Consider the following 14952-nt stretch of genomic DNA (forward strand, 5'->3'; position numbering starts at 1 on the left):
GGGTCCGGTGTCTATCACGTCCGGGTCCCACCGCGTGGTCCCCGGCGGGTCCGGAACGCCGGCGGGTTCGTCGCCGGCCGTCGTCACCAGGGCACCTCGGCGTGGATCCGGGTCGGCCCGCCAGCCGGGCTGGTCACCTCCAGCGTGCCGCCGACCGCCCGGACCCGGTCGGCGATGCCGCTGAGCCCGTGCCCCTTGGCCAGGTGCGCGCCGCCGATTCCGTCGTCGCCGACGGTGATCTCCAGCCGGCCCACCTTCCGGGCCACCTCCACCCGGCAGGCGCTGGCCCGGCTGTGCTTGGCCACGTTGGTCAGCGCCTCGGCGACCACGAAGTAGGCGGTGCTCTCCAGGCCCGGGTCGAGCCGGCCGCCGGCCCGGCCCAGTTCGTCGTCGACCACCAGCTCGGTCGGCGCCAGGGCCCGGGCGGCGAGCGCGGCGAGCGCGCTGGGCAGCCCTCGGTCGACCAGGATCGGCGGCGCGATGCCCCGGGAGAGGGCGCGCAGCTCGTCGAGCGTCTCCCGGGTCTGTGCGACCGCCTCGTCCAGGGTGCGCCGGGCCGCCTCCGGGTCGGCGGCGAGCTGCTGGCGGGCCCGCCCCAGGTCCATGGCGAGTCGGACCAGGCGTTGCTGCGGCCCGTCGTGGATGTCGCGCTCCAGCCGGCGCAACGCGGACGCCTCGGCGGAGGCGGCGGCCCGCTTCTGCTCCTCCAGCGTGGTGATCCGTTGCCGCATCTCGGCCACGCCGGTGAGCAGGGAGTACGCCACGGCGGCCTGGATCCGGGCCAGAGCGCGGGCCATCAGGGGGAGGGTGAGCAGGGCGAACAGCCCGATCGCGGTGTTCAGCGCGATCCGCGCGCCGGTCCCGTCGCCCATCCCGAGGAGCTGGCTCAGGTCCTGGTCGTCCGGTCCGCGCGGGATGGCGGCGTCGTACGCGCCGTAGAGCGGGCCGGCCAGCGCCAGCGCCCACCACACCAGCATCAGCACGAACGTGGGCAACGCCACCACGAGCCGGATGAACGCGTGCAGCAGGTCGAGCCAGGACTGCGGGTCGCGCATCGGGGTGAACACCCGCCGCCAGAACCGGGCGCCACGCTGGGGCGTCAGGTAGACCGGGCGGACCCGGGGCCGGCCGAGCACGCCGGGGAGCCGGAGCCGTTCCAGGTCGGCCAGCCCTCGGGCGGCGTACAGCACGCCGGCGAGGACCGGCAGGCCGAGCGTGGTGACCAGCAACCCGGCGGTGAGTGAGATCCCCGCCACGGCGAGCACGAAGCCGATCACCGCCAGCGGGAGGCTGAAGAGCACGTAGCCGGAGTCGTGGGCGAGTCGGCGGAGGAGGCCCCGGAGGGGCGAGAAGCTGGCGGGTACGGCGGTCATGAGTCGAGGCTATGGGCGCGGATCGGCCCGGCCCATCCCGCGCGCCGGCCTCTCCCGGGTGGGGTTCTCCCTACTCCGCCACGTGAGCCGCGCCTCGCCGCGCCGATCACGGAGCGCTACCGGCCGCGCGCGATTGGTCAGAGAAGTCTGGATTGAGCAATAATCGCCACGCACCGCCGAGGAAGCGCGGTTGATCGATCTTGTAGGAATGGAGGGGCAGGTGGAGCCGCGTCGCGAATCATCAAGATCGCGATTTGTGCACCTGTTCACAAGCGCCTACTCTGTAGTTCCGACGCGCCCTGCTAGCACAGCCGGCAACATCGGTCGCCAGCGGGAGTCCCGAAACGGCCGGCCCCCGTCGCCGGTCGAGGATCGCACCGCACGGAGTCTCATGAGTCAGCACCGTCCTTCTGGCGCGCCCGGCCGCACCGGTGCCGTACCGGCGCTTCCGGACCTGCCCGAGGCGACCGTGTCCCGGCTCCCGGAATACCTGCGCGCGCTGCACGCGCTCGCCGACGCCGGTCACGAGACCGTGTCCAGCGAGGGCCTGGCCAGCGCCGTCGGGGTCAACTCCGCGAAGCTCCGCAAGGACCTCTCCCACCTCGGCTCGTACGGCACCCGGGGCGTCGGCTACGACGTCGCGCTGCTGATCGACCAGATCGAGTCGGTGCTCGGGCTCACCCAGTGCCGGGCCGTCGCGCTGGTCGGCGTGGGTAATCTCGGTCACGCCCTGGCCGGCTACGACGGCTTCGCCAGCCGCGGCTTTCGGATCGCCGCGCTCCTCGACGCCGACCGGTCCCGGGTGGGCGAGGAGATCAACGGGCTGGTCGTCCGGCACGTCGACGAGCTGCCCCGGGTGGCCGCCGAGGAGTCGATCTCGATAGGCGTGATCGCCACCCCGGCGCCGGCCGCCCAGGCGGTCGCCGACCAACTCGTCGCCGTCGGCGTGACGAGCATCCTCAACTTCGCGCCGTGCGTACTCTCGGTTCCGGACGGGGTCGACGTGCGCAAGGTCGACCTCGCGATCGAGCTGCAGATCCTGTCCTTCCACGAGCACCGCAAGGCGTCACTGACCGCGCTGCCCGCCACCGGCGGGTCCGCTCTCACCGCCCTGCCCGGCGGGCTCGCGACCCCCGATACCCAGGAGGCGATCGGCACGTGAAACTGCTCGTCGTCGGCGCGTCCTACCGCACCGCCCCGGTCGCCGCCCTGGAGCGACTGGCCGTCCCGCCCGCGGACCTCACCCGCACGCTGGACCGGCTCGTCGCCCAGCCGTACGTCGCCGAGGCCGTCCTCGTCTCCACCTGCAACCGGGTGGAGGTCTACGCCGCCGTGTCCGGGTTCCACGGTGGGCTCGGTGACATCTGCGCGGTCCTGGCCGAGCAGGCCGACTGCCCGCCGTCGGCGCTCGCCCCGCACCTCTACGTGCACTACGACGCCGCCGCCGTGGACCACGTCTTCCGGGTCGCCGCCGGGCTGGACTCCATGGTGGTCGGCGAGGCGCAGATCCTCGGCCAGCTGCGTGACGCCTACCACTCGGCCGGCGGCGCGGACTCCGCCGGCCGGCTGCTGCACGAGCTGATGCAGCAGGCGCTGCGGGTCGGCAAGCGCGCCCACGCCGAGACCGACATCGACCGGGCCGGGCAGAGCGTGGTCACCGCCGCGCTCGACCTTGCCGCCGACCTGCTCCACGGCGACCTGGCCGGACGACCCGCCATGGTGGTCGGCGCCGGGGCGATGGGCTCGCTGGGCGTGGCCACCCTGTCCCGGCTGGGCGCCGGCCCGCTCACCGTCACCAACCGGGGCGCCGCCCGCGCCGTCCGGCTCGCCGAGTCGTACGGCGCGACCGCCGTGCCGATGGCCGACCTGGTCGAGGCGCTCTCCGCGGTGGACGTCGTGGTCGCCGCCACCGCCGCCTCCGAGGCCGTGCTCACCCGTGAGGTGGTGACCCGGGCGCTGGCCCACCGGGACGCCGACCGGGGCCCGCTGGTCCTGCTCGACCTGGCCGTCCCGCGCGACGTCGAGGCAGGCGTCGCCGAGCTGCCCGGCGTCGAGGTGATCGACATCGACCGGATGGCCGCCGTCCTCGCCGACGGGCCGGCCGCGGCCGACGCCGCCGAGGTCGGCCGGATCGTCGCCGGTGAGGTCGAGGCATTCCTGAACTGGCTGCGCGGGGCCGACGTGGCGCCGACCGTGGCCGCCCTGCGCGGCCGGGCCGACGACGTGGTGACCGCCGAGCTGCGCCGCCTCGGGCAGCGCCGTCCCGACCTCAGCGACGACCAGCGCGCCGAGGTGGCCCGCACCGTGCACCGGGTCGTGCAGCGGCTGCTGCACCAGCCGACCGTACGGGTCCGCCAGCTCGCCGCCGAGCCCGGCGGCGACCAGTACGCGGCCCTGCTGCGCGAGCTGTTCGACCTGGAAGTGCCGCAGACGTCCCCGGTCGACACCGTCCCCGACGTGGTCGCCACCGACACCGACGGCCGGCCGTCGTTCGACGCCGCCGACGTCCCGACCACCGGAGGTGCGCGATGACCGCCCCCCTGCGCCTCGGCACCCGGGGCAGCGTCCTGGCGCTGGCCCAGTCCGGCCACGTCGCCGAGGCCCTGACCGCGGCCACCGGCCGCCCGGTCGAGCTGGTCGAGGTGGTGACCGCCGGGGACCGCTCCACCGCCCCGGTGCAGCGGCTCGGCGTCGGTGTCTTCGTCTCCGCGCTGCGCGACGCGTTGAACGCTGGTGAGATCGACTTCGCCGTCCACTCGTACAAGGACCTGCCCACCGCGGCGGCGTCCGGCCTGCACATCCCGGCCGTGCCGCCCCGGCAGGACCCGCGGGACGCGCTGGTCGCCACCGGCGGCCGTACGCTCGCCGAGCTGCCGCCCGGCGCGCGGATCGGCACCGGCGCGCTGCGCCGGATCGCCCAGCTGAACGCGCTGGGCATGCAGTTCGAGGTGAGCCCGATCCGGGGCAACATCGACACCCGGCTCGGCCGGGTGCTCGGCCCGGACGCCGACCTCGACGCCGTCGTGCTGGCCCGGGCCGGGCTCACCCGGATCGGTCGCGCCGACGTCATCACCGAGACGCTCGACCCGATGCTCATGCTGCCCGCGCCCGCCCAGGGCGCGCTGGCCGTCGAGTGCCGGGCCGACGACCACGACCTGGTCGAGCTGCTCGCGCGGCTCGATCACGCGCCGTCCCGCGCCGCGGTCACCGCGGAACGGGCGCTGCTGGCCACCCTGGAGGCCGGGTGCAGCGCACCCGTGGCCGCCTACGGCGAACTCGCCGAGGGTGAGACCGGTGAGGAGATCTACCTGCGCGGTGCGGTGATCAGCCCGGACGGTTCCCGTGACCTCCGACTGTCCCGCACCGGAACGCCCGCCGACGCGGCGGAGATCGGCAAGGCACTCGCCGCCGAACTCCTCGAACTCGGCGCCGACTCGATCCTCGGCCCAGAAGGACACGCCGGCCCGGGGACCCAGCAACTTGGGAGCACAGAATGACCCGCACCCGTAAGCCCGTAGGCCGGATCGCTTTCGTCGGGGCCGGCCCCGGCGACCCGGGCCTGCTGACCCGCCGGGCGCTCGACGCCCTGGTCGAGGCCGACCATGTGGTGTACGACCGGGGAGTCCCCGAGTCGCTGCTCACCCACGTCCGCGCCCAGGCCAGGTCCGACGCCGAGTTCAGCCCCGCCGAGGGCGTGCCGGGGGACGTGGCGAAGGTGCTGATCTCCGCGGCCCGCTCCGGCCAGAACGCCGTGCACCTGGTCTCCGGTGACCCGTTCGGCCACGACTCGGTGGTCAAGGAGGTGCAGGCGGTGGCGCGCACCGCCGCGCACTTCGAGGTGGTGCCGGGCGTCGGCCAGGCCGAGGGCGTCGCCACCTACGCGGGCGTCCCGCTGCCGGGCGTACGCACCGCCGCCGACGTCGAGGACGTCGCCACGCTGGACTTCGACGCGCTCGCCGCGGCCGTGGGCCGGGGCTCGCTGGCGCTCGCGGTGGACGCCGGTGACCTGGCCGCCGTGCGGGACGGGCTGCTGGCCGCCGGGGTCGACGGCGCCACCGCGGTCGGGGTGACCGGCGACGGCACCGGCGAGACGCAGTACACCACCACGTCGAGCGTGGACTCCTTCGTCGCGGCGGCGCTCGGCTTCACCGGCCGCGTCGTGCTCACCGTCGGCGCCGGCGTCACCGACCGCGACAAGCTGAGCTGGTGGGAGAACCGCCCGCTGTACGGCTGGAAGGTGCTGGTGCCCCGCACCAAGGAGCAGGCCGGCGTGATGAGCGCGCGGCTGCGCGCGTACGGAGCGATCCCGTGCGAGGTGCCGACCATCGCGGTCGAGCCGCCGCGCACCCCGGCCCAGATGGAGCGGGCGGTCAAGGGTCTGGTCGACGGCCGGTACGCCTGGGTGATCTTCACCTCGGTGAACGCGGTCCGGGCGGTCTGGGAGAAGTTCGCCGAGCACGGCCTGGACGCCCGGCACTTCGGTGGCGTCAAGATCGCGTGTATCGGCGAGGCGACCGCGGACGCGGTCCGCGCGTTCGGCATCCAGCCGGAGCTGGTCCCGGCCGGGGAGCAGTCCTCGGATGGCCTGCTGGCCGAGTTCTCGCCGCACGACGAGATCCTCGACCCGGTCGGCCGGGTGCTGCTGCCCCGCGCCGACATCGCCACCGAGACGCTGGCCGCCGGCCTCACCGAGCGCGGCTGGGAGGTCGACGACGTGACCGCGTACCGGACCGTGCGGGCGGCGCCGCCGCCGGCCGAGATCCGCGACGCGATCAAGTCGGGCGGGTTCGACGCGGTGCTGTTCACCTCGTCCTCCACCGTCCGGAATCTGGTCGGCATCGCCGGGAAGCCGCACGCGCGTACCGTTGTTGCCGTCATCGGGCCCAAGACGGCGGAGACCGCGACGGAGTTCGGCCTGCGGGTCGACGTGCAGCCGCCGCACGCCTCGGTGTCCGACCTGGTGGAGGCGCTCGCCGCCTACGCCGTCGAGCTGCGCGAGAAGCTCGCCGCCATGCCGGCGAAGCAGCGCCGCGGCTCGAAGGTGCAGGGCCCGACCGCCCTGAGGTTCCGCTGACAGGAGGCTCCTCATGCCGTACCCCGAGATCCGGCCCCGCCGGCTGCGCCGCAACGCGGCCGTGCGGCGGCTGGTCTCCGAGACCCGCGTCGCGCCGGCCGAGCTGGTCGTGCCGATGTTCGTCAAGGAGGGGCTGACCGAGCCGCGGGCCGTCGCGTCGCTGCCGGGGGTGCTCCAGCACTCCCGGGACTCGCTGCGCAAGGCGGCCGTCGAGGCGGTCCAGGCCGGGGTCGGCGGGATCATGCTGTTCGGGGTGCCGGCCACCCGGGACGAGATCGGCTCCGGCGGCCTCGACCCGGCCGGCATCCTCAACGTGGCCATCCGGGACGTGATCGCCGAGGTCGGTGACGCGACCGTGGTGATGAGCGACCTCTGCCTGGACGAGTTCACCTCGCACGGGCACTGCGGCCTGCTCACCCCCGACGGCGGCGTGGACAACGACGCCACGCTCGCCGCGTACGCCGAGATGGCGGTCGCCCAGGCCGACGCCGGGGTCCACGTGGTCGGGCCGTCCGGGATGATGGACGGCCAGGTCGGCGTGGTCCGCAGAGCGCTGGACGCCGCCGGGCACCAGGACGTCGCGGTGCTCGCGTACGCCGCCAAGTACGCCTCCGCGTTCTTCGGCCCGTTCCGCGACGCGGTGGAGTCGGCGCTGGACGGCGACCGGCGTGCCTACCAGCAGGACCCGGCGAACCTGCGGGAGTCGCTGCGCGAGGTCGAGCTGGACGTCGCCGAGGGCGCCGACATGGTGATGGTCAAGCCGGCGCTGCCCTACCTCGACGTGGTGTCGGCGGTCCGGGCCGCGGTCGACGTCCCGGTCGCCGCCTACCAGGTCTCCGGCGAGTACGCGATGGTCGAGGCCGCCGCCGCGAACGGTTGGATCGACCGGGAGCGGACGATGCTGGAGACGCTCACCTCGATCCGCCGGGCGGGCGCGCAGATCATCCTCACCTACTGGGCGGTCGAGGCGGCCCAGATGCTCCGCGAGCGCTACTGACCGTAAGGCCGGTGCCGGCGGGCGGCCCGCAGCGCCTCGCCCCACCAGCTCAGCTCGTCGAGCGTCGCGTCGGCGGCCCGCCCCAGCGGGCCGTCGTCGACCAGCCGGCCGTGCTGGTCGAGGCGTTCCCACGGCGCGGTGAGCACCACGCCGGTGCGGGTGGTGGTGGCGTGCAGTTCGGCGAAGACCAGCCGGAGCTGCTCGACCGCGCGGAGCCCACCCGAGCCGGCGCCGTACGAGACGAACCCGACCGGCTTGGCTTCGTAGCGGAGCGTGATATTGGCGTGCTCCGCAGCCCTCACCTCCCGCCGCCTTTGCTCTGCAGCCATCGGCGCAGCAGACACGATCAGTCACCGCTGCTTCCGTGGCTGCAGAGCAAAGGCGCTGGCGGATAGCCGGGCAGCCCGGCCCGACGGGACACATTTGCCCGTTGGGCGGTCTATGCGTACCCGAAGTGCGCTGCACACGCCCACCAAGGCGTCACCCACCGTGAATCTCACGCTCCGTGACTCCCTGGGGAGCGCATGGCGGTTCGGCGGGAGCGGGCGAACCGCCGTACGCCGGGTTTTCCACAGCCGGGGCGGGTGGGGTTGGCGGCCGGACCGGGAAGCGCAAGGGTGACGGGATGACCGGCCCCACCGACGACGCGGCGATCGACGCGACCAGCACGCCCGGCCGGGCCGCCCCACCCGGCGGCGCCACCGGGCCCGAGGACGACGAGCGGCCCGCGCTGCTCACCGAGCCCTTCGACGTTCCCTTCCCGGCCGCCGGGATCGTCCGCGCGGTCCGCCGCCGCGCCGACGCCAGCCAACGGGAACTGGCCCGGTTCGCCCGGGTGCACCCGACCACGGTCGGGCGGATCGAGGCCGGCGCCCTGGCGCCCAGCCTCGCCATGCTGTCCCGGATCGTCGGCGTGGCCGGTTTCCGGCTCGTCGTCGTCGACGAGTCCGGCACGGTGCTCAAGCCGATGCGTGACCGGGCCGACCTGCGTGACGGCGCGGAGCGGCGATACCCGTCCCACCTCGACGTCATCACCGACCCGCAGCCGGGGGAGTGGTGGGCCGACATCTACGGGCTGGCCCGGCCGCCGGAGACGTTCTACCGGGACCGGGCCGTGCGGGACGCGCTGCGGCGGCGTAGCCAGTGGGAGGTCCGGGTGGCCAAGTACCGCAACGTGCCACCACCGAAGGATCCGCAGCGCTGCGGATACCGCGGCGGCCCGCCGATCCGCTGGTGAGCGGAGCGACGGGCCGCTGGGCGGTCAGCCGGTCAGTCGTCGTTCAGGATCGTCCCGACGCCGGACGGGTCGGCCAGCCGGAGCCCCGGCACGCCGGCCACGTACAACGTCAGCCGCTCGTCCGCCTCCCGCTTGCGGTCCCCGCGCACGGTGACCGGGAAGGCCAGCGACGTCCGGCCCGCGGCCAGCACCCGGCAGCCCACGTACGGGTCGTAGTCGGAGCCGGCCTGCGCCGTGGTGCCGTAGGTGGCCGCGCAGAGCAGGGCCGGCTCGGAGAGCGGCCGGGACACGGTGACCGTGAACGTCATCGTGGTGGCGCCCTTGTCGCCCTCGGTCACCGAGGTGTCGGCCACCCGCAACGCGGCGCGGGAGCGGAACCGGGCCACCGTCGGGTCGTGGTCGCTGGCGCCCCGGTCGCCCAGATCCACCGCGTCGGTGGGGTAGTCGGCGTTGATGTGCGCCGTCCGCACCTGCACCAGGTCCTCGTGCATCGGGTCGTTGACGAACATGTTGTCCAGCGTCTGCGCCTGCCCGCTGAAGGTGTACGAGTAGGCCGCCGCCGGGGCGTCCGCGACCAGGTCGTCCCAGAGGTTGTGCAGGCCGGCCTGGTAGAGCGGGGCGAGCTGGTCCGACGGGGTCGGGTTCTGCCGGGTCGCGATCGGGTCGTCGGGGCGCGGGAAGACGTTCAGGTCGCCGCCGTAGACCACCCGCGCGTCCTGGTCGGTCGCCTCGACCGCCCGCACCAGCGCGGCGCCGTACGCGGCCTGCTCGCGGCGCTGCCCGACCCGGCTGTCCGGCCCCGACGAGAAGTGGTTGGCCACCGCCCAGAGCGTGAACTGCTCGCTCGACCCGGGAGCCGCCCGGACGGTGAACCGGGCCAACTGCGCCGCCCGGGTGTAGACGTTGCTGCCGTCCACCCCGGTCGACCGGTCCACGTCGGCCGGCAGCACCGCGTTGAACGCCTTCGGGTTCTGCACGTCCGCGTTGGACGGCAACGCGGCCGAGCGGTACTGGACGGTCGGCGCGGAACCCAGCAGCGGGTCGGCGGCGGTGGCCTGGGCCAGCGTCAGCCGGTCGGTGCGGTAGAGGAAGGCCGAGGCGATGCCCCGGGCGTCAGCGCCGGTCCGGTCGTACGCGGCGCGGTAGGCCGGGCCGCCGGCCGCCGCGACGGCGAGCGCCAACTCCTGCACCGTGTCCGGCGCGCCGTCGGCGTCGTTGGTGTCGCCGCAGGCCAGGCTGCCGTCGACCACCGAGCAGATGTCCTGGTCCTCGGCCTCCTGCACCAGGATCAGATCCGGGCTGTGCAGCGAGTTGACGATCTGCCGCGCCTGCGCGGCCAGCTTGGCGGCGTACGCCTCCGGGCTGGCCGGCACGTAGTCGAACGGCGGGCTGACGCCGGGGCAGCCGCTGTTGCCGGCGAAGTCGCAGCCGTCGAACGGGTCGTCCCGGTAGTCGTACAGGTTCTCCACGTTGTAGGTGGCGACCGCGACCTCGCTGGTGCGGTCGGCCGGCCGCGGCGGGTGGTTCTCGGCCGGGTCCGCGCCACCGGTCAGGGTGAGCTGCTCGGGCTGCACGCTGTACTTGCTGAACGCGTACGAGACGGAGCCGAAGGCGTCCTCGGTCAGCGTGTCGAAGGTGCGCGCCTCGGGCAGCAGCGCGCCGGAGTCACCGACGGTCGCCTTCACGCCGCCGGCCCCCAGCAGGATCCGCTGGTTGTTGCCGTTGTCGAAGAGCGTGCCCGGGATGTCGTCGAGCGGGTGCGCGTCCCGGAACACCCGGCGGGCGTACGGGTCGGACCGCTTCATGACCGGGTCCTCGCGGTCCAGCACGTAGATCTCGGAGTCCGCGGTGGAGGCGTAGATGTGCCGGGGCGCGGAGACGCCGCTGCCGGCCCGGACCCGCATCCGTTCACCCTCGTGCCGCTCCCAGAACAGGTCGGCGGCGTCCGCCTCGGCCGGCGGAACCGCGTCGTCCGTCCGGACCGCGGTGTCCACGTCGAGCCCGGAGTCGAGCTTGCGGACCAGCGAGGCGCTGGAGAGCTGGGTCTGGTTGAAGTATTCCGAGACCCGGCCGCGGAGCACCACCTCGTCGCCGACGGTCGGGGCATAGCCGCCGATGAGCGTGGTGAACGAGCCGGTGAAGACGAAGATGCCGTCCGAGGTGAGCGGGTCGCCGTCCTCGCTGCCGAGCCGGCTCTGCAGGTAGAAGCCCCACTGGTCGGCCCCGGCCGAGGTGCGGGTCAGCGACTTGCCGGTGATCACGCCGCGGACGTCGTACAGCGTCGAGCTGGTGCCGTTGCCGGTGGTCGGGGCGAGCGGCGACCGGTCGGTGCGGCCGCTCTCGTCGTCGCCGGTGCGGCCCTGCACCTCGCCGACCGACAGCACGCTCGTCGCCTGCACCGCGAGCGGGCAGGTGGCGGTGCCGCCGTCGGCGTCCGTCGAGGTCACCGTGACGGTGTAGCCGCCGGCCGGCAGGCCGGTCGCGGTCAGCGTCGCCCTGGCCGTGCCGCCGGCCCCGGCCGCCGGGGTGAACGCGGTACGGCTGATCGAGCCGCTCGCCGGCGCCGGGACGACCGAGGTGACCGCGAGATCGGTGATCGTGTCGTCGGGGTCGGACGCGGTCACCTCACGGGTCGCGGTGGCGCCCGCCTCCAGGGTCAGCGCGCCGCCGCAGGTCAGCGTCGGCGGCTGGTCGACCGGGCCGCCGCCGTCGATGGTGTGGCTGCCCAGCCCGTCGAACGTGTCGGTGGCGAAACCGGCCCACTGGGCGGCCGGGTCGAACGGGTCCGCCGGGTCGGTGTCGCCGGCGCTCACCGAGGACAGCCGGCGCAGCGTGTTGTCGGCCGTGCTGGTGAGCCCGCTGCCCCACTCGGTGCCCGGGTCGACGCCGACCTGACCGATGGAGTCGACCACCGTCTCGCCCCTGCGCAGCACGATCGCGTCGTCGCCGTTGAACAGCGCGCCGCCGTACGTCTGGTCGGCCTGGGCGAGGATCGCCGGCGCGGCCGACGCGGCGGCGAAGACGAACACGTCCCCGGCGGCGACCGTGCCGCTCAGCGCCACGTTGGTCGAGGTGGTGGCGCCGTTGAAGAAGAGCTGGAGCTGGTAGCCGCCGGCGGCCAGGTCGACCGGGGCTCCGGTGCCGTTGAACAGCTCGACGGCCTTGTTGTTGGACGACCCCTCGACGTACTCGGAGATGAGCAGGTCGGTGGGCGCGGCACTGGCCGCGAGGGGTGCGACACCGATCGCCGTGACGGTGACGGCGGCGGTGGTCGCGAGCGCGGCCAGTGTGCGGCGCGGGCGCATGGAGCCTCCACGATGGGTGGGCGGGAACTAACGCACGTTAAGGGTCGCGGCGGTCCGTCGTCCATCCCCCGGGCAGCCGTTTGGTGAACAGGGCTCAGCGATGACTGTCCAGCCGGTGCACCAGCTCGGCGACGTCCACGCCGTATTCGCACCAGTCGCGGTCGGGCCGGTAGCCCAACTCCGCGTTGACCTTGAGCATCGACTCGTTGGCCTGCGCGTTCCAGGTCTGCACCTCGGCTACCTCGGGCTCGGTCGAGCGCAGCTCCAGCAGCATCCGCGCCTTGATGGCCCGGTCGATGCCGTAGCCGCGGTGTTCGCGGACCACGATGGTGTCGTACTGGTCGGCCCGGGTCGGGTGCTGCGCCGGCACCACCACCTCGGTCAACCCGGCCACCTCGCCGGTCTGCTCGTGCAGGGCCAGCACGATGTACGGCTTCATGCCCCGCCGGTGCAGCGTGGCGAGGCTGTCGCGGAGCCGCTCGGGATCGTAGGAGCTGGGGCGCAGCTCGCCGTCCTCCATGTCGCGCACCTCGGCCTTCGCCCGCGCGTACGCCTCGATGAGCTCGTCCGGCGGCCCGCCCGGGCAGAACTCGACGTGGTAGCCCGCGCCCACCTCGGTGGCCATCTCGGTCAGCGCCGGCCAGTCCACCGCGCCGAGGTCGAGCACGCTGCGGGTCTCGACGTATTCCCGGGTGAAGCCCAGCGCCTCGTAGAACCCGACGGCCGGGGTGTCGCCGACCACCTCGACGCCGATCGACTGGAAGCCCTCGTCCCAGACCCGGCGGGCGGCCACCCGCACCAGCTCGCGACCGACCCCGGTGCGCCGGCGCGCCGGGTGCGTCATCACCTCGAGCACGCCGATGCCGCCGAGCAGCAGCACGTGCACGTGCCCGACGATCGCGCCGGGGGCGCCGTCCGGCGCCGGGTCGTCCTGGGCGACCCAGGAGATCCGTCGTTCGCCGGGCATCACCTCGCAGAGGTATTCCCGCAGGGAGTTCGCCCGCCAGGGAGGATCCTGCGGAAGATCAGTCGCCAGGACCGCGTTCAGCGTGTCCAGCAGCGACGCGATCTCGGCGGACGACGCGGTCCGAGGGTCCCACTCGCGCACCATCACCCGTCTAGCTTGCCGTCAACCGCAGCTCGGGGGAAGGGTTGAGTCCGCGAATGTGCGCGCGCCGTCACATCACGTGCCGCTCCGGCGCCCGTACTCGTCGGCCTTCGTGAAGACCTCCTGAGCGTAGCGCCGCACATCGTTGTAGGAGAGGATCGCGCCCCACCAGTCGCCGGGGATGGTCAGGTTCCGGCCGCCCTTGCACAGGTATTCGCCCGCGGCCAGCGCCGCGTCGTCGATGTCGTGCGGGTTCTTCACGCCGTCGTTGTCGGCGTCCGCGCCGATCTCCTGCCAGGTGCTCGGGATGAACTGCATCGGACCGAGCGCCCGGTCGTAGGTCTTGTCGCCGTCGAGCCGGCCCTGGTCGGTGTCGAGGATCCGGGAGCGACCGCCCTGCCCGTCCAGCGGTGCCCCGAGGATCTCCTTCGAGGTCAGGCCGGTGGTCAGCAGGGACGCCCCGCCGGCCGAGCCGTGCCGGGACTCCACGAAGCCGATCGCGGCCAGCGTGGTCCAGCTCAGCTGGCAGCCCCGGTGGGTCTGCGCCAGCACCAGCTCGGCGTAGCCGTACGCCTGCACCGCCACCGCCGGGATCCCGGTGGTCGTGCCGACCCGCTGCGCCCACCCGCCGAGTGCGTCGGCCGGTCGGCCGGTCGGCAGGATCGGGTTGGCGGTCGTGCCACCGGCCGGCGGGGTGCCGGTCGGGCCGACGGCGCCGGGCAGGCCGGTCGGGCCGGGCACCGCGGTCAGCCCCGGCACGGCGCCGGTCTGCGGCACGCCCGAGACCGGCGCGGCGCTGGTGGCCTCGACCGCGACCGGCTCCGGCTTGCGGACGGCCGCCGGCACGAGCACCGCGCCGACCGCGACGGCGGCCCCGACCAGGACGAGCAGGAACAGCGCCGGGAGGGTCGTCCGCCCGCTGGGCCGGCGCGACCAGGCGCGGGTGGCCCGGGCGGCGCCGACGGCGAGCTGTCGCGGCCGCACCCGACCGGCGTGCGCGAACGGTATCCGCCGCCGTCGACCGGCCGCGGGGGCGGCGGCGTCGACGGCGGCCGCCTCCGGGTCCGGCTTCGCGTCCGCGCTGTCCTTTGCCTCCGCGCTGTCCTTTGCCTTCGGGTCCGGCTTCCCGTCGACGTTGTCCCTCGCCTCCGGGTCCGGCTTCGCGCCGGTGCTGGCGTCCGTCTTCCGGTCCGGCTTCGGGCCGGTCGCCGGCTTCGCGCCGGTGCTGGCGTCCGTCTTCCGGTCCGGCTTCGCGTCGGTGGTGGTCGCGCCGGCTCCGGGCTGTTCCTGCACGCCGGTGCCGGGCGCGGCGGCCGGCTCGGCCGCGGACTCCGGAGTGGACCTGGGCGCAGGAGGGGCGGGCAGGCCCCGTCTGGGGCGGGGGACCGGCGCGGCGTCGCCGTCGGGCGGCGCGGCGGGTCGCAGGGGCCGGATCGTAGGTCGCCGTTCGCCGTCCACCACCCGACGAGTATCACCCATCCGTGCGACGGCGTCAGGCCCGGCCGTACGCTGGCGGCATGCCCCGGTACGAGTTCCGTTGCCGCGCCTGCGGCGACACCTTCGAGGTCAACCGTCCGATGGCGGAGGCCGGTCGGCCCGCCACCTGCCCGCAGGGCCACGCCGACACGGTGAAGCTGCTCTCCACGGTGGCCTTCACCGGCCGGGGCGGCGCCGGTTCGGCCGGCGGGGCGCCCGCGCCGGCCGGCGGTGGCTGCTGCGGCGGTGCCTGCGGCTGCTGACCGGGGCTGCGGGCGTCGCGTCGCCGGTGGGAACGTTTGGTCGGAATCTGCCCGACCGTTCTCACGATGCGTGACGACGCGATCATAGGGCAGCATGAACCCGACGTCAGCGGGCGGAG

The 14952-nt window shown here is 74.4% G+C and carries 12 protein-coding genes; 7 read left to right on the top strand and 5 right to left on the bottom strand.

Features of this window, described 5'->3' with window-relative positions; all coding sequences use genetic code 11:
- Nucleotides 1-83 precede the first annotated feature (83 nt).
- Complete coding sequence (locus ACGFI2_RS23600; RefSeq protein WP_393520723.1) at nucleotides 84-1373, bottom strand: sensor histidine kinase; 1290 nt, start codon at nucleotides 1371-1373, stop codon at nucleotides 84-86.
- A 391-nt stretch (nucleotides 1374-1764) separates the two neighbouring features.
- Between ACGFI2_RS23600 and ACGFI2_RS23605 the strand changes: the two genes are divergently transcribed.
- From ACGFI2_RS23605 to hemB, 5 genes are read left to right on the top strand one after another with little or no spacing between them, the layout of a single operon-like run.
- The gene (locus tag ACGFI2_RS23605; RefSeq protein ID WP_393520725.1) at nucleotides 1765-2535 is read left to right on the top strand and encodes a redox-sensing transcriptional repressor Rex; all 771 of its coding nucleotides are present in this window, start codon (nucleotides 1765-1767) and stop codon (nucleotides 2533-2535) included.
- Nucleotides 2532-3905, top strand: coding sequence for a glutamyl-tRNA reductase (locus tag ACGFI2_RS23610; RefSeq protein WP_393520727.1), 1374 nt, complete (start codon nucleotides 2532-2534; stop codon nucleotides 3903-3905). The genes ACGFI2_RS23605 and ACGFI2_RS23610 overlap by 4 nt, the downstream gene beginning before the upstream one ends.
- Nucleotides 3902-4870 (top strand): hydroxymethylbilane synthase, encoded by a 969-nt coding sequence (hemC, locus tag ACGFI2_RS23615; protein WP_393520729.1) that lies wholly within the window; start codon nucleotides 3902-3904, stop codon nucleotides 4868-4870. Before ACGFI2_RS23610 ends, hemC begins: the two co-directional genes overlap by 4 nt.
- Entirely contained in the window at nucleotides 4867-6447 is a 1581-nt protein-coding gene (locus ACGFI2_RS23620) for a uroporphyrinogen-III synthase (protein ID WP_393520731.1), read from the top strand. The genes hemC and ACGFI2_RS23620 overlap by 4 nt, the downstream gene beginning before the upstream one ends.
- Before the next feature lie 13 nt (nucleotides 6448-6460).
- Nucleotides 6461-7444 (top strand): porphobilinogen synthase, encoded by a 984-nt coding sequence (hemB, locus tag ACGFI2_RS23625; RefSeq protein WP_393520733.1) that lies wholly within the window; start codon nucleotides 6461-6463, stop codon nucleotides 7442-7444.
- On the opposite strand, the gene ACGFI2_RS23630 is transcribed toward hemB, so the two are convergent.
- Entirely contained in the window at nucleotides 7438-7746 is a 309-nt protein-coding gene (locus ACGFI2_RS23630; RefSeq protein WP_393520735.1) for an NADPH-dependent FMN reductase, read from the bottom strand. The two genes, hemB and ACGFI2_RS23630, sit on opposite strands and share 7 nt — an antisense overlap.
- Before the next feature lie 323 nt (nucleotides 7747-8069).
- Here ACGFI2_RS23630 and ACGFI2_RS23635 point away from each other — a divergent pair, with 323 nt between their 5' ends.
- Nucleotides 8070-8681, top strand: a complete 612-nt coding sequence (locus tag ACGFI2_RS23635) for a helix-turn-helix transcriptional regulator (protein ID WP_393520737.1) — start codon at nucleotides 8070-8072, stop codon at nucleotides 8679-8681.
- A 32-nt stretch (nucleotides 8682-8713) separates the two neighbouring features.
- Here the strand turns inward: ACGFI2_RS23635 and ACGFI2_RS23640 are convergent, their stop codons facing one another.
- The 3 genes from ACGFI2_RS23640 to ACGFI2_RS23650 all read right to left on the bottom strand — a co-directional run bounded on the left by ACGFI2_RS23640 (nucleotide 8714) and on the right by ACGFI2_RS23650 (nucleotide 14555).
- Nucleotides 8714-11986, bottom strand: a complete 3273-nt coding sequence (locus ACGFI2_RS23640) for a lamin tail domain-containing protein (RefSeq protein ID WP_393520739.1) — start codon at nucleotides 11984-11986, stop codon at nucleotides 8714-8716.
- Nucleotides 11987-12080: 94 nt separating this feature from the next.
- Nucleotides 12081-13097, bottom strand: coding sequence for a GNAT family N-acetyltransferase (locus tag ACGFI2_RS23645; RefSeq protein WP_393520899.1), 1017 nt, complete (start codon nucleotides 13095-13097; stop codon nucleotides 12081-12083).
- A gap of 72 nt (nucleotides 13098-13169) precedes the next feature.
- The gene (locus tag ACGFI2_RS23650) at nucleotides 13170-14555 is read right to left on the bottom strand and encodes a lytic murein transglycosylase (protein WP_393520901.1); all 1386 of its coding nucleotides are present in this window, start codon (nucleotides 14553-14555) and stop codon (nucleotides 13170-13172) included.
- A 56-nt stretch (nucleotides 14556-14611) separates the two neighbouring features.
- On the opposite strand from ACGFI2_RS23650, the gene ACGFI2_RS23655 reads away from it, so the two are divergent.
- Nucleotides 14612-14833 (top strand): zinc ribbon domain-containing protein, encoded by a 222-nt coding sequence (locus tag ACGFI2_RS23655; RefSeq protein WP_393520740.1) that lies wholly within the window; start codon nucleotides 14612-14614, stop codon nucleotides 14831-14833.
- Nucleotides 14834-14952 lie beyond the last annotated feature (119 nt).

Source organism: Micromonospora sp. NPDC049282 (genome assembly GCF_043197045.1).
Taxonomy (GTDB): Bacteria; Actinomycetota; Actinomycetes; order Mycobacteriales; family Micromonosporaceae; genus Micromonospora.